This window comes from Stenotrophomonas rhizophila (assembly GCF_003751305.1).
In the GTDB taxonomy this organism is placed as follows: domain Bacteria; phylum Pseudomonadota; class Gammaproteobacteria; order Xanthomonadales; family Xanthomonadaceae; genus Stenotrophomonas; species Stenotrophomonas rhizophila_B.
Genome location: NZ_RJKV01000002.1, coordinates 999,557 through 1,017,380, shown reverse-complemented (window position 1 = coordinate 1,017,380; position 17,824 = coordinate 999,557). Strand labels below are relative to the sequence as shown.

Annotated in this window: 12 protein-coding genes; 2 read left to right on the top strand and 10 right to left on the bottom strand. The window is 66.8% G+C overall.

All coding sequences use genetic code 11. The features are described from left to right. The first annotated feature begins 37 nt into the window (after positions 1–37). Both EDF74_RS12965 and EDF74_RS12960 read left to right on the top strand, forming a co-directional pair. Complete coding sequence (locus EDF74_RS12965) at positions 38–520, top strand: peroxiredoxin (RefSeq protein ID WP_102788119.1); 483 nt, start codon at positions 38–40, stop codon at positions 518–520. Between the two features lie 29 nt (positions 521–549). Further along, positions 550–1,134 (top strand): ferritin-like domain-containing protein, encoded by a 585-nt coding sequence (locus EDF74_RS12960; RefSeq protein ID WP_123730486.1) that lies wholly within the window; start codon positions 550–552, stop codon positions 1,132–1,134. Between the two features lie 79 nt (positions 1,135–1,213). Here EDF74_RS12960 and pbpC read toward each other — a convergent pair whose 3' ends face one another. From pbpC to prpB, 10 genes are all read right to left on the bottom strand, one after another. Continuing rightward, positions 1,214–3,589, bottom strand: a complete 2,376-nt coding sequence (pbpC, locus tag EDF74_RS12955) for a penicillin-binding protein 1C (protein WP_123730485.1) — start codon at positions 3,587–3,589, stop codon at positions 1,214–1,216. Between the two features lie 53 nt (positions 3,590–3,642). Continuing rightward, entirely contained in the window at positions 3,643–8,562 is a 4,920-nt protein-coding gene (locus EDF74_RS12950) for an alpha-2-macroglobulin family protein (RefSeq protein ID WP_123730484.1), read from the bottom strand. Between the two features lie 143 nt (positions 8,563–8,705). Continuing rightward, positions 8,706–10,163, bottom strand: a complete 1,458-nt coding sequence (locus EDF74_RS12945) for a bifunctional 2-methylcitrate dehydratase/aconitate hydratase (RefSeq protein WP_123730483.1) — start codon at positions 10,161–10,163, stop codon at positions 8,706–8,708. A 20-nt stretch (positions 10,164–10,183) separates the two neighbouring features. Next, entirely contained in the window at positions 10,184–11,368 is a 1,185-nt protein-coding gene (gene prpF, locus EDF74_RS12940; RefSeq protein ID WP_123730482.1) for a 2-methylaconitate cis-trans isomerase PrpF, read from the bottom strand. An 80-nt stretch (positions 11,369–11,448) separates the two neighbouring features. After that, positions 11,449–11,736, bottom strand: a complete 288-nt coding sequence (locus EDF74_RS12935; RefSeq protein ID WP_260232257.1) for a type II toxin-antitoxin system RelE/ParE family toxin — start codon at positions 11,734–11,736, stop codon at positions 11,449–11,451. A 25-nt stretch (positions 11,737–11,761) separates the two neighbouring features. Beyond that, positions 11,762–12,019, bottom strand: a complete 258-nt coding sequence (locus EDF74_RS12930) for a type II toxin-antitoxin system ParD family antitoxin (RefSeq protein ID WP_123730480.1) — start codon at positions 12,017–12,019, stop codon at positions 11,762–11,764. A gap of 41 nt (positions 12,020–12,060) precedes the next feature. Next, positions 12,061–12,777 (bottom strand): hypothetical protein, encoded by a 717-nt coding sequence (locus EDF74_RS12925; RefSeq protein ID WP_123730479.1) that lies wholly within the window; start codon positions 12,775–12,777, stop codon positions 12,061–12,063. 97 nt (positions 12,778–12,874) lie between these two features. Further along, positions 12,875–15,490 carry a Fe/S-dependent 2-methylisocitrate dehydratase AcnD gene (acnD, locus tag EDF74_RS12920; RefSeq protein ID WP_123730478.1) on the bottom strand — a complete coding sequence of 872 codons (2,616 nt, stop codon included), beginning with the start codon at positions 15,488–15,490 and terminating at the stop codon, positions 12,875–12,877. A 139-nt stretch (positions 15,491–15,629) separates the two neighbouring features. Next, on the bottom strand, positions 15,630–16,787 hold the full coding sequence (gene prpC / locus EDF74_RS12915) for a bifunctional 2-methylcitrate synthase/citrate synthase (RefSeq protein ID WP_123730477.1): 1,158 nt from the start codon (positions 16,785–16,787) through the stop codon (positions 15,630–15,632). A 27-nt stretch (positions 16,788–16,814) separates the two neighbouring features. After that, the gene (gene prpB, locus EDF74_RS12910) at positions 16,815–17,705 is read right to left on the bottom strand and encodes a methylisocitrate lyase (protein WP_123730476.1); all 891 of its coding nucleotides are present in this window, start codon (positions 17,703–17,705) and stop codon (positions 16,815–16,817) included. Positions 17,706–17,824: the final 119 nt, after the last annotated feature.

The window sequence follows — 17,824 nt, the reverse complement described above, 5'->3', positions numbered from 1 at the left end:
TGCCCCTCACTACCCTGCCTGTGTCCAAGGAGTCCGCATGACCATCCACGTTGGCGACCGCATTCCCGAAGTCACCCTCAAGCGCATCCGCGAGGGCATGGAGACCATCGATACCCATGCCCTGTTCGATTCGCGCAAAGCGGTGCTGTTCGGCGTGCCCGGCGCATTCACCCCGACCTGTTCGGCCCGGCACCTGCCCGGCTTCATCGAGCAGTTCCCCGAATTCCGCCACCGCGGGATCGAGGTGTTCTGCATGGCGGTCAACGATCCGTTCGTGATGAAGGCCTGGGGCGAGAGCCAGCAGGTGCCCGACGGCCTGCAGCTGCTGTCTGACGGCAATGGTGAGTTCACCCGTGCGCTGGGCCTGGAAATGGATGCCAGCAGCTCGGGGATGGGCATCCGCTCGCGCCGCTTCGCGCTGTACGTCGAAGACGGTGTCGTGCGCGAGACCTTCATCGAGGAACCCGGAAAATTCGAGGTGTCTTCGGCGCAGTACGTGCTGGAGCATCTCCCCCGCTAGACCCACGCAACAGAGGAACCCGGCCAGCCATGTCAAAGCCAGCCAAGAACACCCCGAACGCCACCCCGGACAACAGCCGTCCTCCGGGCATCAGCGACACCGCCACCCTGCGTGCCAAGGCCCGCAAGGACATCGAAGATGGCGCCATCACCGACAGCTACAGTGCCGACCGCGAAGCGGTCATCAAGCTGCTCAACGATGCGCTCGCCACCGAGTACGTCTGCGTGCTGCGCTACTACCGCCATTACTTCATGGCCAAGGGCATGCTCGCCGATTCGATCAAGGCCGAGTTCCTGGAACACGCACAGCAGGAACAGGCGCACGCCGGCAAGCTGGCCGAACGCATCGTGCAGCTGGGCGGCGAGCCCGACCTCAATCCGGACACACTCACTGCGCGCTCGCATGCCGAGTACAAGGGAGGCAGCGACCTGCGCGACATGGTCCGCGAGAACCTGATTGCAGAGCGCATCGCGATCGACAGCTACCGCGAGATGATCAACTTCGTGGGCGACAAGGACACCACGACCAAGCGCATCCTGGAAGAGATCCTGGCGCAGGAAGAAGAACACGCCGACGAGTTCGCCGACCTGCTGGACGGCTGGATCGGGGAGTAATGCCGGCCGCGGGACGGCGCCAGGCGCACAGGTAGTGCCGGCCGCTGGCCGGCACCATCGCACTCCGCGCAGCAAACCGTCAGCGCAGGATCCGGAACCGCACCTGCGTCCACGCGCCATCGGCGGCCAGCGCGGTCAACGTGTGCTCACCGACTTCATCAAAGTCACGCTGGAACAGTCGCGGCCCTTCGGTGCGGGCAATCCAGCGGTCGTCCAGCAGCCAATCGACTGTCGTTTCATTGCCCAGTGCACGCAGCTGCAGGCGTACGCCGTGCTCGGCATTCGGTGCGCGTGCGAGGGTGGCGCGGTCGTTGAGCCCCTCGATATGCAGGGTGCCACCACTTTCGCGGCCGTCGTCGCTGCAGTCCGGCGACAGTGCCGGCAGCTGCGAGGCCTGACGCTGCGCCTGTGGCAACCACGGCGACAACAGCGCCGGCCAGCGCGCGATCTCACGCGGCTCCGCCGCATGCGGCCGGCTGCACTCCGGCGACAGCCGCAGCCCCGTGCGCGCATCCACCTGGAAACGCTGCAGGCCCGGCTGCCACAGCCGCGCCTCGCGTTCGGCGAAGGTCGGCGGCACGACCCCGTCCAGCACGAAGGCCGGCATACGGCGTTGGCACAGGGGCGCTGCGGTCTGCTCCGCCAAGCCGCCGGTCGGCCAGCAGATCTCGGCCTGCGTTACGCTCGCCGGCATCGGCGCCGCACTGGCATCACCAGCCTGGCGCGGCAGACTGTCGATCACCTCGAACATCAGCGGCAACGCGGTCACCGCGCCGTACTGCCCGGGCAGCGGCGTGCCGTCCGGACGCCCTACCCAGACGCCCACCGTGTAATGCCGCGTGGTGCCGATCGCCCAGGCGTCGCGATAGCCATAGCTGGTGCCGGTCTTCCAGGCCACACGCGGGCGGCCGGTGACATCGAAGGTGCCGGTGCCGTAGCCCGGGCGTGGATTGGACTCAAGCATCTCGCGGGTGATCCACGCCGCGCCGGGGGACATCAGGCGCCGTTCGATCACCGCATCTTCGGCGGTGTAACGCACCCGCCCGGCGATGCCGTTGCGGTTGAACGCGGCGAAGGTGCCGACCAGATCTTCCAGTCGCGCGCCGGTGCCGCCGAGAATCAGCGAGAGATTGGGCGCACTGCCACGCGGAAAGCGCAGGTTGATGCCCGCATGCGACAGGCGTGCGGCAAAACGCGCCGAGCCGACCCGATCCAGCAGGTCCACCGCCGGCACGTTGAGCGACAACCGCAGGGCCGTGGCGGCACTGACCGGCCCGTTGAAGGCCGCATCGAAGTTGCCCGGCCGGTAGCCACCGAAGCTCTGTGGCGCATCCACCATCAGGCTATCCGAATGGATCAGGCCATCATCCAGGGCCATGCCATACAGGAACGGCTTGAGCGTGGAGCCCGGTGAGCGCCATGCCTGCACCATGTCCACATGGCCGAGCCGCTGTCTGTCGCCGAACGCCACCGAACCGACGTAGGCACGTGCCTCCAGTGTGCGGTTGTCCACCACCAGCAACGCCGCCGAGGTGCGCTCGGGCAGCTGCGAGAAGTACGAGGACACGCGTTCTTCCAGCGTGCGCTGCAGGCCGATGTCCAGCGTGCTCTCGATCCGCGCCGCCTGCGGCTGTGCCGAGCGCAGCCGCTGGGCGAGCAGCGCCGCATGCAGCGGGGGCTGCAGGGCGCGGGTGACCACCGGTTCGATGCGGGCATCGTCGACCTCCTCGCGTGACCACACACCGAGTGACACCATCCGCTCGAGCACCTTGTCGCGCGCCCGTTGGGCCGCCTCCGGGTGGCGGTCCGGACGCAACCGGCTGGGCGACTGCGGCAGCACGGCCAGCAACGCCGCCTCGGCATGCGACAACTGCGAGGCCGGCTTGCCCAGATAGGCCCAGCTCGCCGCCTCCACGCCTTCGATGGTGCCGCCGTAGGGTGCACGTTCCAGATACAGCGCCAGGATCTGCGCCTTGCTCAGGTGCAGTTCCAGCTGCACCGCGCGCAGCAGCTGCTTGGCTTTGCCCCACGGTGTGCGCGTATGCGGATCGAGGATCCGCGCAACCTGCATGGTCAACGTTGAACCGCCGGAGACGATCCGCTGCTCGAACAGCCATTGCTTGCCGGCGCGCAGCAGGCCCCACGGGTTGATGCCGGGATGCCGCCAGAACCAGCGGTCTTCGTAGTTCAGCAGTGCCTGCAGATACAGCGGCGAGACGCTGTCCGCCGAGGCCGGGTAACGCCACACCCCGTCGGCATCGGCGAACGCGCGCAGCGGCGTGCCATCACGCGCGACCACCAGGGTGCTGGTATCGCGCTGCCTGGGCAGCGGCGGCGGGAACGCGAGATCCAGCACCAGCAGCAGTGTGAGCAGCGCAGCCGTACCCCATCGCAGGTACGGCAGCACGCCGCGCAGCACCGACGCCCACCACCGCTTGGAGAAAAGAGACGTCATGTCGATTCAGCAGCGAGGCAGGCGGGCCGTCACCGGGACGGCCCGCCCTGCGATCAGGGCTGCACCACGGTCAGGGACGCCGGGAGGCTGCGCCCCACCCCGCGCAGGTCGGGACGGTACATGTCCTCCACCAGTGGCGGCGGCACGCGATACGTGCCCGGCGTGACCGCACGCACCAGATAGAACACCTTGGCGGTGCTGCCACGCGAGAGTTTCAGCGCGGCCACGTAGCGGTCGTCGCGGAACTCCTCGTGCTTGATGTTGGCCGCATCGCCACGATCGTTGACGCTCAATCCGTCGACCACCACATCGGCCCACTGCTTGGCATCGCCGAGGTTGAAGTTCTCGATCTCCAGCCCGGCCGGCAGCAGATCGGTCAGCAGCGCATCGGGCATGTCCACGTTCGGGGTGACGCTGACCCGCACGATCAGGGCCTCGCCTTCCTTCAGCGGACGCGGCGTCCACGGCTTGCCATCCGTGGTGTACCAGCTGCGCTCCACGCCGAGCGTGCGGCTGTCCGGTTCCGGCGGGTTGCGCGGAATGCCGGCCACTTCCAGGCTGGCGAACATCGGCGGCTCCCCCTGCGGGGTGAAGCGCACGCCCTTGGCCAGCGCGGCGTAGTCGACGCTGCGGCCAAACATGCGCCGCGCCGAGATGCTCTCGCTTTCGCCACCCACCACCAGTTCGCCGGAAACCAGTTTCTTCTGGTTGGCCGACAACGCCTTGCCCATGCGGGCCAGCGCCACCTGCTCCTGGGTGCTCAGCCACATCCAGCCACTATTGCGGCGGGCATCCAGCGCGCGGCCGAGATCGACCGCACGTGCATCGTAGGCGGGCTTGGACAACTTGCGCTCGTGCAGCAGCGCGATCATCAGCGCGTCATCGCGCACCGCGCTGCCGTAATCGCCGAAGTACGCCGGACGGTCACTGCCTGTTTTGGCGAAGCCGGCGGCAATGGCCGCATCGCCGCGCTTGTGGTCGCCCTGCAGGGACAGCGCGATGCCCAGATGCACCAGCGACAGGCCGGTCAGCGACTTGCTGCGCTCGTTGTCGTACAGCGCACGCAGGGTACCCAGTGGCGCGCGGTTGACGCGGGCCAGCACGTAGCCCGAATACGCCTGGTTGGCGAACTTCAGGTTCTCGCGGCGATCCTCGCCATAGAACTGGTTGCCGCCGGACAGCAGATCTTCGCTCAGGCGATTCAGCGCTTTCTGCAGCACGTTGTCCGGTACCGCGAAGCCGGCGTCCTTGGCGTCGAGCAGGAACTCGGCGATGTACGGCGTCAGCCACGGATTGATGTAGCCGTCGTCCCCCCACATCGAGAAGTTGCCGTTGGCCACCTGCATCGAGGCCAGGCGGCCGAAGGCACCTTCCATGCGCTCGCGGCGGGTCTTGGCATCCAGCCCGTCCGCGCCGAGCATGGCCGAGGTCGCCTCATCCAGCATCAGCGCGGCGTAGCCCTTGCTGGTGGTCTGCTCGGCGCAGCCATACGGGTAGTTGAGCGCGCCACTCAAGGCACTGGCGAACGGAATCGGCGGCAGCGCGCTGACCAGCATGCGTGCGGTCACCGAGTCGTTCATCAGACCATCGGCCAGCCCGGCCTCCATCGTGACGGCGGCCAGCGGATCCAGCGTGCGGGTCTGTGCGCGCAGCACCTGCGGCCATGCCGCACGCACCGGCAGGTCATAGCGGCGATCAACCTTGAAGCCGTTGCCATCCACGCGCACGCGCACCTTGGCCACGGTGTAGCCCTCGCGCGCGGTCAGCGGGAAGCTCAGCGTGCTCTTCGCATCGGCATTGAGCTTGAGCGTGCGGCTGGATTCGCCCAGGGTCAGCGGGCCGATACCATCGACCTGCACCTTGAACTCGCCCGGTGTGCCGGTGAAGTTCTGGACGTCCAAAGTGACCGTGCTGGTATCCCCGGGCGCCATCACGCGCGGCATGCTGGCTTCGGCCAGGATCGGCGCGCGCACCACGGTTTCCACATCGCGCTTGCCGTACTGGTCATCGGCGTAGACCAGCGCCGACACGCGCAGCGTGCCGTTGAAATCCGGCACCTTCAGCGCGATCCGGGCGATGCCCTTGGCATCGAGCTTCACCGGGCCGGAGAACAGGTCCACCGTCTGCACGCGGGCGGTCGGGCGCTTGGCCTGCGGCATCGCCGCCAGCGCCATGTCGCCACCGAACTTCAGCTTGCCGCTGCTGCCATCGAAGCTTTCGATCACGCGGCTGTAGATGTCATACGCATCCACGCCCAGGCGACGCTGTGCGAAGAAGTGGCCCGCGGCATCCGGCACCGGGAAACGGGTGATGTTGAGGATGCCCACGTCCACCGCCGAAACGGTCACATGCGCGACCTTGCCGGCCAGCTGCGGGGCACTCACGGTGACCGGCAGCGTCTGCTCCGGGCGCATCTGCTTGGGGGCCACCAGGCCGACCGCGATCTGCCGCGTCTTGCGGTCCATCGGCACATGCACCACGCCGACCGCACGGGCCGGGGTGATTTTGCTCGGGGCACTGCCGCCGCGGAACACCAGCGCGGTGATGTAGACGTCGTGGCGTTCCCATTCGGCGGTGACCGGAATGTCGTAGGTGCTGCCCGGCTTGGCATCGATATCCTGGACGTAGAGCATCTTGTCGCTCTCGACCATCAGCACGCCCTTGCCGGCATGCGGCGGGGTCACCGTGACGCGCACGGTATCGCCGGCCTTGTAGCCGGTCCTGTCCAGCGCCAGCTTGACCTTGTCCGGACGCGCATCCAGGCCGCGGTTGTCGTCGTTCCAGCTCCAGCCGGCGTTGAAGGGATAGCGGCTGGTCAGCCCGGTGGCCGGATCGAACACGTCCAGCCGGTACTCGCCCCACTCCACCGGGAAATCAATGCCGACCGCCGCATTGCCTGCATCGACGGTACGGGTGTCCTTGTTCTCGAAGCGGCGGGTGAAGTCGTAATCCCAGCGGTTGTCGTTGAAGGTCCAGTGGTAATCGCGCAGTTCGCGCACCAGCGTGACCTTCAGACCCTTGGCCGGCTGCGGCTTGCCGGCCGCGTCCACGCGCATCAGCTCGAAGCGCGCGTTGCTGTTGGCGTCCGCGCCATCCTTGGGATCGAACAGCGGGCGCACGCCCACCAGCGCGGCGGCCGGCCACATCACCCGCTTCAGCGTGCGGGTCACGGTGCGGCCACCGGTTTCATACACGCTGCCGGAGAGCACCACGGCGATCGGTGCGGTCGGCTTGACCTCGGCCGGCAGCTCCACGTCCTGGCGCAGTTTGCCGTCGGCCGGGAACTCGGTATCGATGACGTCGCGCGCCTCGCGCGGCAGCGCGGTGGTCGGGTCACCGAAGAAGTAGCCCGGCAGCGACTCGACCGGCGACTGCTCGGCCGCCACGGCCAGGCGTGCGGTGAAGCGGTTGCCGTCGGCCGGCGCACCGTACAGATACGCCGCATCGGCCTGCAGCTTGAGCGGCTCGCCCGGCTTGAGCGTCTTCTGCGCGCTGTCCAGGTCCAGCTTCATGCGCTCGGGCAGGAACTCCTCGATGCGCAGGGTCATGCCCTGGATCGCTTCCTTGCTGGCCGGGTTGGTGCGGAACTCCACCTGCCATCGCCCGGTCGGGGCCTCGGCCGGGATCAGCTGCTCGAAGCTGAAGTAGCCCTGCTCGCCCGGGGTCAGGCGGGTCTCGCGGAAGGTCTTGCCGTCGGGCTGCTTCAGGCGCAGGAAGACGGGCTGTGGCTTCACCGGCTTGCCGTCGTTGTCGCGCAGCAGGGCGGAAATGCGCACGCTCTCGCCGGGACGGTACAAGTCGCGGCCCGACCAGGTGAACACGTCGAACCAGGCGTTGTCGCGCCCGGCCACGGCGAACTCGCTCAGGTCCAGCGCGGGCTGGTTGAACGGCAGCATCGAGGTATCGCCACCACTGCTGGCGATCAGCACGTGGCTGGCATCGAGGGTGTAGTTCAGCAGCGCATTGCCGTTGCCGTCGGTCGCGCCCTTGAGCACCACCTCGCCCTTGCCATCCAGGATGCGCAGCTCGACTTTCTTCAGCGACGCCCCGCTCTGCAGCGAAGCGGTATGCACGAACAGTTTGTCCTTGTAGGCACGCGTATGCAGGCCGATGTCGCTGACGGTGAAGAAGGCGGTGTCATACTCCCCTTCGAACGAGCCGCTGCGCTTCATCACCGCGAAATACAGGCCGGGCTGCTGCAGCTCCTTGATGTCCTGCGTCGGCAGGTAGGTGAGCACGCGCTCGTTCTGCTTGCCGCCGATCACGAAGCGGTTGACGTACACCGGCTCGGCCAACTGCGACATCGGCGTCTTGTCGCCGTACTCGCTCTCCAGCTCCCAGCTGCCGCGGCGGCCGCCGCGCTGGTACTGGCTGAAGAAGTTCGGCAGTTCCTTCTCGCGCACGCGCAGGAACTCCACGTCCACTTCCGGCACGTTGACCGACACCACCGGCAGGCCACGGCTGTCCTTGGCCGGCAGCACGCTGCCCTGCGAGGCGAACCCGGCCACCGGCTTGAGCTCGCCGGTGAAGACCTTCTGGCGCAGCTCCTTGCCGATCCGGCTGCCATCGGCGGCGAGCAGGTCGGGCGAGACGATCAGGGAGTATTCCTTGGCCGCCTCCACGAACGGATAGCGCAGGGTCTTGCCGTCATCGGACAGCGACCAGCTGCTGTCCTCGGTGCCGACCTTCTCGGCAAAGCGGACCAGCGCGTCGAAATCCTGGGTGCCGACCAGCGGGCGCGAGAACTCCAGCGCCAGCGACAGGCCGTCGCTCTTCTGATCCGGGTAGGCCCGGACCAGGGTGAACTCGGTGACCGCTTCGGCCTTGGCCGTGATCGGCGCGCCGGACGGTGCGGGCAGCTGGCCGCTGTCGTTGCGCTTGCAGCCTCCGACGCCGATGGCCAGGCCGGCGACCAGCGCCAGGCCCGCGATTCCCTTCCAGCTCCACTGCCCGAACCGACTGCGGCTAGCCATGACGTCACTCCTTGAACAAGGCGGCCAGTATACGGGCCGTCCCGGCCCGTCCGGGGGCGGGGAGCCCTGGCAGTGCGAGCGTCATGGTGGGCGGGCAGGTGCGCCGCGGGCGGCGGCGGACGGTAGCCGACCAACGGTCGGCTCTACCCGGCGACGTAGAGGTCCACGTACTCGTGCACCGGCATCGCTTCCAGCGCGACCGGGTCCAGCGAGGCCTCGAGGATCCGGCGCTGCTGCACGGTCGGGAACACCCCGGCGAGGTGACGGCGGAACTTGTCCTCCAGCAGCGGGATGCCCTCCGCCCGGCGCCGGGCGTGGCCCAGCGGGTACTCGACCACGGCCTCCATCGTGCTGCCATCGGAGAAGGTCACGTGCAGCGCGTTGGCGATGCTGCGCCTGTCCGGGTCCAGGTAGTCGGCCGTGAACTGCGGCGCTTCCACGCAGGTGATCTTCGCCCGCAGCGGATCGATGCGCGGATCGGCAGCGACGTCGTCCTCGTAGTCCTCGGCAACCAGCCGGCCGAAGATCAGGCCGATCGCCACCATGTACTGCACGCAGTGGTCGCGGTCGGCCGGGTTATGCAGCGGGCCGGGCTTGTCGATGATGCGCAGACAGGCCTGCTGGGTGCGCAGGATGATCTGCGCGATGTCTTCGCTGCGTTTGCCGCTGGCGCGCATCTGCGCATGCACCTGCATCGCCGCTTCGACCGCGGTCTGGCCATGGAACTCGGCCGGATAGCTGATCTTGAACAGCACGTTTTCCATCACGTAGCTGCCGTACGGCCGCTGGAAGCGGAACGGCTGCCCGCCGAAGGAGACATCGTAGAAGCCCCAGGTCGGCGCGGTCAGCGCACTGGGATAGCCCATCTCGCCGGCCGCGGCCATCAGCGACAGGCGCACCGCACGGCTGGTGGCATCGCCCGCTGCCCAGCTCTTGCGCGAGCCGGTGTTGGGCGCGTGCCGGTAGGTGCGCAGCGACTGCCCATCCACCCAGGCCAGCGACAAAGCATTGAGCATGCGCTCGCGATCCAGGCCGAGCATGTGCGCCACCACCGCGGTGGAGGCAACCTTGACCAGCACCACGTGGTCCAGCCCGACCCGGTTGAACGCGTTCTCCAGCGCCAGGCAGCCCTGGATCTCATGCGCCTTGACCATCGCCTCCAGCACATCGCGCATGGTCAGCGGCGCCCGCCGCAGCGCCTCGGCATTGCGGCTGAGCCAGTCGGCGGTGGCAAGAATGCCGCCGAGGTTGTCGGAGGGATGCCCCCACTCCGCCGCCAGCCAGGTGTCGTTGAAATCCAGCCAGCGGATCATCGCGCCGATGTTGAAGGCGGCCTGGACCGGATCCAGTTCGAACCGGGTACCGGGCACGCGCGCGCCGCTGATCACCCGCATGCCCGGCACCAGCGGCCCGAGCAGCTTGCTGCAGGCCGGGAACGAGAGCGCCGCCAACCCGCAGCCCAGCGTATCGATCAGGCAGTGCCGCGCGGTGGTGTATGCCAGCGGCGAACTGACCTGGTAGTCGCGGACGTAATCGACGATGTCGGTCAGGACCGTGTCCCATGCGGGGCGCTGGTTGCTGTGGCTGTCATGACCGGACATCGCGATTCTCCTGTTGAGACTTACAACGTGGTGGCAGGCACCCTCACCGCACCGTCCATCAATACGCGGGCACTGCGGCTCATGATGGCCTTGGTGACCGTCCACTGACCGTCAACGAGCGCCGCCTGCGCGCCCACCCGCAGCGTGCCGGAGGGATGACCGAAGTTCACCGATTCCCGCTCACCGCCACCGGCGGCCAGGTTGACCAGCGTGCCCGGGATGGCGGCGGCGGTGCCGATGGCGACCGCGGCGGTGCCCATCATCGCGTGGTGCAGCTTGCCCATGGACAGCGCGCGCGCGTGCAGATCGATATCCCCGGCGGCGATCTGCTTGCCGCTGGAGGACACGTAGTCCTGCGCGGGGGCGACGAAGGCGACCTTCGGCGTGTGCTGGCGGGTCGCGGCCTGTTCGATGGTCTCGATCAGCCCCATGCGCACCGCGCCGTGCGCGCGGATCGCTTCGAAACGTGCCAGGGCGGCCTTGTCCTCGTTGATCGCCGGCTGCAGTTCGGTACCGGTGTAGCCCAGGTCGGCCGCGTTGAGGAAGATGGTCGGAATGCCGGCGGTGATCATCGTCACCGCGAAGCTGCCCACGCCGGGGACATCGAGCGTGTCGACCAGATTGCCGGTCGGGAACATCGCACCGCCCTCGCCCTCATCGGAGGGATCCAGGAATTCCAGCTGGATCTCCGCGGCCGGGAAGGTCACGCCATCGAGTTCGAAATCGCCGTCCTCCTGCACCTGGCCCTCCACGATCGGCACGTGCGCCAGGATGGTCTTGCCGATGTTGGCCTGCCAGATCCGCACGGTGCACAGGCCGTTGTGCGGAATCCGCGCCGGATCGATCAATCCGTTGCTGATCGCGAACGGTCCCACCGCGGTGCTGAGGTTGCCGCAGTTGCCGCTCCAATCGACGAACGCGGTCTCGATTGCGACCTGGCCGTACAGATAATCCACGTCGTGCTCCGGCACCGACGGCGCGGAGATGATCACGCACTTGCTGGTGCTGGAGGTCGCGCCGCCCATGCCATCGGTGTGTTTGGCATACGGATCAGGCGAGCCGATCACGCGCATCAGCAGCGCATCGCGTGCCGGGCCCGGCACCTGCGCGGCGGCGGGCAGGTCGGTCAGTTTGAAGAACACGCCCTTGCTGGTGCCACCGCGCAGGTAGGTGGCGGGGATGCGGAGCTGGGGGAGATGGGTCATGAAATCATGTCCGTGCAGGATGGATGGGGACGAGCGGATGCTTCATCCGTTTGAATGGCGCTGCGTGCACTGGGGAACGGTCATGGCATCTGATCCATCAATGCATCCAAACCGCGGGAGGCATCCCAAACGCGAAGGATGTCAACGCAGTCCGGTAGGTCGAGGTAATAGATCAGATAGCGATCAAAGACGGGCAGCACCGTGAATCGCAGCGGGACCGGCAGTTCCTCGGTGACCCAGGCATGCCGAGCCGATCCTGCCTCAGGAAACGCTGCAATCCGCGCCAACGCGGCATCCACCGTTGCAATGAACCGTTCGCCCAGTGCCAGCCCGCCCTGACGCGCAAACCAGAGCGCAGCCTCGGCCACGTCCCGTTCCGCACGTGGCCGCCACTCAATCGGCTTCACGGTCCAACCGCTCTGCCAGATCCTGGCGCATCCGTTCGAAGGTCGCCGGGGTGACCGGAACACTTGGGCCAGACGCCAGGCCCTCCGCAATCAACCGGCGCAACAGCTCTTCGGCTTTTTGCCGCTGGCGCTGGCGGATCAGGTCTCGCACGTAATCGGACGTACTGGAGTACCCGCCCTGGGTGACTTCCTCATCGACAAACTGCTTGAGCGGATCGGTGAGCGAGATGTTCATCGTGGCCATGATCAGACCTCTTTGGCAATTTTTGCCATAAAAGTGTGCACCTACCTCTCATTGATCGCAACTCCGCCTCGTTCATCCCGCCGCTCCGCTATTTCGGCCACCGCGCTACGACGCTCCCAGCGGAACAGCCACAGGATGATCAGCTTGGTGCTTCCGCTGACCACGGCCAGCAGCAGCAACGGCCAGCCCAGACGCAGGCCCATGGCGAAGGCGAACACTATGGTGGAGATGTCCATCAGCAGGATCAGCTGGCTCATCCGCAGCGACACCGCGCCGGTGCGGCCGGAGCGCCAGATCAGCAGGATCTGGTGCGCATAGCCCTGTGCCAGCAGCACGGTAATGGCCACGATCATCGCCGAGGCGAGCACGCGCCCCTCATCCACGTGACGCTGCCCCCAGACCAGCCCAGCCAGCGCACATAGCAGCGCAAGGCAAGCCAGCGCCAGCCCAATGGTGGCCGCGCGGCTGCGCCGGTCCATCCAGATCTCGCGCAGGATCAGCAGCACAAGTACCGAGGCAAGCAGGCGCGGCCAGACAATGAAATGGTTGAACGGCTGGATGGAGTAGCCGTAGACGAAGAACGACAGGTACGCGAGGAAACTCACCGTGAACTGGTTGAGCGACAGGATGTCGGTGGCGATTGCGCCCGGCGTCCCGCTCGCGCGGCGCCGCCATACCTTGCGCAGCTGGGCCCACACACCCACCAGGCTGAGCAGGATGAAGGCGGTATTGATCGCGCCCGCCACCGTGTAAAACATGTCGCCGCCTGTCCTGGTTGTTGTGGAACCTTCGCGCCGATGGCCCCATGCCAGCGACGCGCCAGGTCCGCACCTCGCGGGCGGGCCTGGCATACCGTCACATCGCCTGCGCCGATTCCAGGAAGTCCTGCGCGAACCGCTGCAGCACGCCACCGGCCTCGTAGATCGAGACCTCTTCGGCGGTGTCCAGCCGGCAGGTGACCGGCACCCGCAGCTGTTCACCGTTGCGACGGTGGACGACCAGGGTGAGTTCGGCACGCGGCACGCGATCGCCGAGCACGTCGAAGGTTTCGGTGCCATCGATGCCCAGGGTCTTGCGGTTGACGCCTTCCTTGAACTCCAGCGGCAGCACGCCCATGCCGATCAGGTTGGTGCGGTGGATGCGCTCGAAGCCTTCGGCGGCGATGGCTTCCACGCCGGCCAGGCGCACGCCCTTGGCGGCCCAGTCACGCGAGCTGCCCTGGCCGTAGTCGGCACCGGCGATGATGATCAGCGGCTGCTTGCGGCCCATGTAGGTTTCGATCGCTTCCCACATGCGGGTGACCTGCCCTTCCGGCTCCACGCGCGCCAGCGAGCCCTGCGTGACCTGGCCATCGACCACCGCCATTTCATTGATCAGCTTCGGGTTGGCGAAGGTGGCACGCTGCGCGGTGAGGTGATCGCCGCGGTGGGTCGCGTAGGAATTGAAGTCTTCCTCGGGCAGGCCCATCTTCGCCAGGTACTCGCCGGCCGCGCTGCTGGCCATGATCGCGTTGGACGGAGACAGGTGATCGGTGGTGATGTTGTCGCCCAGCACGGCCAGCGGGCGCATGCCGGTCAGGCTGCGGGTGCCGGCCAACGCGCCTTCCCAGTACGGCGGGCGGCGGATGTAGGTGCTCTGCGGGCGCCAGTCGTACAGCGGGCTGATCGGGGCGCCGTGCTCCACCTTGAAGGTGAACATCGGGTCGTAAACCTTGCGGAACTGTTCCGGCTTGACGCTGGCCTTGACCACCGCGTCGATCTCGGCATCGCTCGGCCACAGATCCTTCAGCGTGATCGGGTTGCCGTCGGCATCATGGCCGAGCGCGTCCTTCTCGATATCGAAGCGCACCGTACCGGCGATCGCATAGGCCACCACCAGCGGCGGCGAGGCGAGGAAGGCCTGCTTGGCGTACGGGTGGATGCGGCCGTCGAAGTTGCGGTTACCCGAGAGCACGGCGGTGGCATACAGGTCGCGATCGATCACTTCCTGCTGGATCTTCGGGTCCAGCGCGCCGCTCATGCCGTTGCAGGTGGTGCAGGCAAACGCCACGATGCCAAAGCCCATCTGCTCCAGCTCGGTCAGCAGGCCGGCTTCTTCCAGATACAACTGCACGGCCTTGGAACCGGGCGCCAGCGAGCTCTTCACCCACGGCTTGCGGGTCAGGCCGGCGCGGTTGGCGTTGCGCGCCAGCAAGGCCGCGGAGATCACGTTGCGCGGGTTGCTGGTGTTGGTGCAGCTGGTGATCGCGGCGATGATCACCGCGCCATCGGGCATCAGGCCATCGGCCTGTTCCTGCTTGCCCGAGGCCAGCTTGCCTTCATCGGCGATGCCGCGCGCAGCCAGATCGGTCGTCGCCACACGCTTGTGCGGGTTGGACGGGCCGGCCATGTTGCGCACTACGGTGGACAGGTCGAACTGCAGCACGCGCTCGTACTGCGCGGTGACCAGATCGTCAGCCCACAGGCCGGTGGCCTTGGCGTAGGTTTCCACCAGCGCGACCTGCGCATCCTCGCGGCCGGTCAGGCGCAGGTAGTCCAGGGTCTGCTGGTCGATGTAGAACATCGCCGCGGTGGCGCCGAACTCCGGCGTCATGTTGGAAATGGTGGCGCGGTCACCGATGGTCAGCGCATTGGCGCCCTCGCCGTAGAACTCGATCCACGCACCGACCACACGCTCCTTGCGCAGGAACTCGGTCAGCGCCAGCACCACGTCGGTGCAGGTGATGCCCGGCTGCGGGCGGCCGGTCAGCTCCACGCCGATGATGTCGGGCAGGCGCATCCAGGAAGCACGACCGAGCATCACGCTCTCCGCTTCCAGGCCACCCACGCCGATCGCGATCACGCCCAGCGCGTCCACGTGCGGGGTGTGGCTGTCGGTGCCCACGCAGGTATCCGGGAAGGCCACGCCATCGCGCACCTGCACGACCGGCGACATCTTCTCCAGGTTGATCTGGTGCATGATCCCGTTGCCCGGCGGAATCACGTCGACGTTCTTGAACGCCTTCTTGGTCCAGTTGATGAAGTGGAAGCGGTCTTCATTGCGGCGGTCCTCGACGGCGCGGTTCTTCTCGAACGCAGCCTTGTCGAAGCCGGGGAATTCCACCGCCAGCGAGTGATCCACGATCAGCTGGGTCGGCACCACCGGATTGATCTGCGCCGGGTCACCGCCGGCATCGGCAATGGCGTCGCGCAGGCCAGCCAGATCGACCAGGGCGGTCTGGCCCAGAATGTCATGGCACACCACGCGGGCCGGGAACCACGGGAAATCCAGGTCCTGGCGGCGCTCGATCAACTGGCGCAGCGAGGCCTCCAGCGTGGCCGGATCGCAGCGGCGCACGAGGTTTTCAGCCAGCACGCGCGAGGTATACGGCAGCGTGGCATAGGCACCGGGCTGCAACGCGTCGACGGCGGCACGGGTATCGAAATAGTCCAGCGCGGTGCCGGGGAGGTTCTTGCGGTACTGAGTATTCATGGCTGGCGATAGCTGCTTGTTGGCGGGCCGGGGCGTCGTGACACCGGCGAAGAAGGAGTAGCGACGCCGCAACGGAGCAGACCGGCATCGCGCCGGCCTGTTCCGCAAAGCACCCGCTAACGGGTGCGGTACGTCTGTGTTACTTGCGCTGGTCGATCGGCACGAAGGCCTGGTCTTCCGGGCCGGTGTAGTTCGCACTCGGGCGGATGATCTTGCCGTCGATGCGCTGCTCGATGATGTGCGCGCTCCAACCGGAGGTGCGGGCGATCACGAACAACGGGGTGAACATCGCTGTCGGCACGCCCATCATGTGGTAGCTGACCGCGCTGAACCAATCCAGGTTCGGGAACATCTTCTTGATGTCCCACATCACCGATTCCAGACGCTCGGCGATGTCGTACATCTTGACGTTCTGCTGCTCGGCGGACAGGTCGCGCGCGACCTCCTTGATGATGTTGTTGCGCGGATCGCTCACGGTATAGACCGGGTGGCCGAAACCGATGACGACTTCCTTGCGCTCCACGCGGGCCTTGATGTCGGCCTCGGCATCATCCGGACTGTCGTAGCGCTTCTGCACTTCGAAGGCCACTTCATTGGCGCCGCCGTGCTTGGGACCGCGCAGGGCGCCGATGCCGCCGGTGATCGCGCTGTACATGTCGCTGCCGGTACCGGCGATGACGCGACACGCGAAGGTCGAGGCGTTGAACTCGTGCTCGGCGTACAGGATCAGCGAGGTGTGCATCGCCTTGACCCACGAATCCTGCGGCTTTTCACCGTGCAGCAGATGCAGGAAATGGCCACCGATGGAGTCGTCGTCGGTCTCCACGTCGATCGCGCGGCCATTGTGGCTCCAGTGGTACCAGTACAGCAGCATCGAGCCCAGGCAGGCCATCAGCTTGTCAGCGATATCGCGCGCGCCCGGATGGTTGTGGTCGTCCTTCTCCGGCGACACGCAGCCGAGCACGGACACGCCGGTGCGCATCACGTCCATCGGGTGCGCCGACGGCGGCAGCTCTTCCAGCGCGGCCTTGACCGCGGCCGGGATGCCACGCAGCGACTTCAGCTTGGTCTTGTAGGCAACCAGCTCAGCGCGGGTCGGCAGCTTGCCGTGGACCAGCAGATGCGCGATTTCCTCGAACTCGCTGGTGTTGGCCAGATCGGCGATGTCATACCCGCGGTAATGCAGGTCGTTGCCGCTGCGGCCGACGGTGCACAGCGCGGTGTTGCCGGCAGCGGTGCCCGACAGGGCGACGGATTTCTTCGGCTTGAAGCCGGGGGCGGTAGTGGTGTCGCTCATGATCCCTCCAGAAAACAGTGTGCGGTCTTACTTCTTGGCGGCGAACAACGCATCGAGCTGCTGCTCGAAGGCGTGGTAACCGATACGGTCGTACAGCTCTTCGCGCGTCTGCATCGCCTCCACCACATTACGCTGATGGCCCTCGCGGCGGATGGTCTCATACACGTTCTCTGCCGCCTTGTTGGCAGCGCGGAACGCAGACAGCGGGAACAGCTGGATGGCGACGCCGGCCGAGGCCAGTTCATCGCGGCTGAACAGCGGGGTCGCACCGAACTCGGTGATGTTGGCCAGCACCGGCACCTTCACCGCATCGACAAAGCGGCGGTAGGTCTCCAGATCGTAGGCGGCCTCGGCGAAGATGCCATCGGCACCGGCCTCGACGCAGGCGATGGCACGTTCGATCGCGGCATCCACGCCATCGACCTGGATGGCATCGGTGCGCGCGATCAGGAAGAAGTCCGGATCGGTCTTCGCATCGGCGGCGGCCTTGACCCGGTCCACCATCTCCCCCTGCGACACGATCTCCTTGCCCGGGCGGTGACCGCAGCGCTTGGCGCCGACCTGGTCTTCGATATGGCAGGCGGCCGCGCCGGCCTTGATCAGCGACTTGACCGTACGCGCGATGTTGAACGCGCTGGGGCCGAAACCGGTGTCGATATCCACCATCAGCGGCAGGTCGCACACATCGGTGATGCGGCGCACATCGATCAGCACGTCTTCCAGGGTGTTGATGCCCAGGTCCGGCAGGCCCAGCGAGCCGGCCGCGACGCCGCCGCCGGAGAGGTAGATCGCCCGGTAGCCGGCGCGCTTGGCCAGCAGCGCGTGGTTGGCGTTGATCGCGCCGATCACCTGCAACGGCGATTCGGCGGCCAGTGCGGCGCGGAAACGGGCGCCAGCGGAGGAAACAGGGGTGCTCATGCGGCATTCCATCGTGGTTGACCTGTAGATAAGCGCAAGGGCCGTGCCAGCTGGCAAGTGTCTGATTTCATTGAGGCACCTCGATGACCGAAGCGTTTCACCTTGAAACATTGAAACAT

Coding starts and splice junctions, on each gene's coding strand:
- prpB (WP_123730476.1), bottom strand. CDS start 17,705: ATGAGCACCCCTGTTTCCTCCGCTGGCGCCCGTTTCCGCGCCGCACTG.
- prpC (WP_123730477.1), bottom strand. CDS start 16,787: ATGAGCGACACCACTACCGCCCCCGGCTTCAAGCCGAAGAAATCCGTC.
- prpF (WP_123730482.1), bottom strand. CDS start 11,368: ATGACCCATCTCCCCCAGCTCCGCATCCCCGCCACCTACCTGCGCGGT.
- EDF74_RS12960 (WP_123730486.1), top strand. CDS start 550: ATGTCAAAGCCAGCCAAGAACACCCCGAACGCCACCCCGGACAACAGC.
- pbpC (WP_123730485.1), bottom strand. CDS start 3,589: ATGACGTCTCTTTTCTCCAAGCGGTGGTGGGCGTCGGTGCTGCGCGGC.
- EDF74_RS12930 (WP_123730480.1), bottom strand. CDS start 12,019: ATGGCCACGATGAACATCTCGCTCACCGATCCGCTCAAGCAGTTTGTC.
- EDF74_RS12950 (WP_123730484.1), bottom strand. CDS start 8,562: ATGGCTAGCCGCAGTCGGTTCGGGCAGTGGAGCTGGAAGGGAATCGCG.
- EDF74_RS12965 (WP_102788119.1), top strand. CDS start 38: ATGACCATCCACGTTGGCGACCGCATTCCCGAAGTCACCCTCAAGCGC.
- acnD (WP_123730478.1), bottom strand. CDS start 15,490: ATGAATACTCAGTACCGCAAGAACCTCCCCGGCACCGCGCTGGACTAT.
- EDF74_RS12925 (WP_123730479.1), bottom strand. CDS start 12,777: ATGTTTTACACGGTGGCGGGCGCGATCAATACCGCCTTCATCCTGCTC.
- EDF74_RS12945 (WP_123730483.1), bottom strand. CDS start 10,163: ATGTCCGGTCATGACAGCCACAGCAACCAGCGCCCCGCATGGGACACG.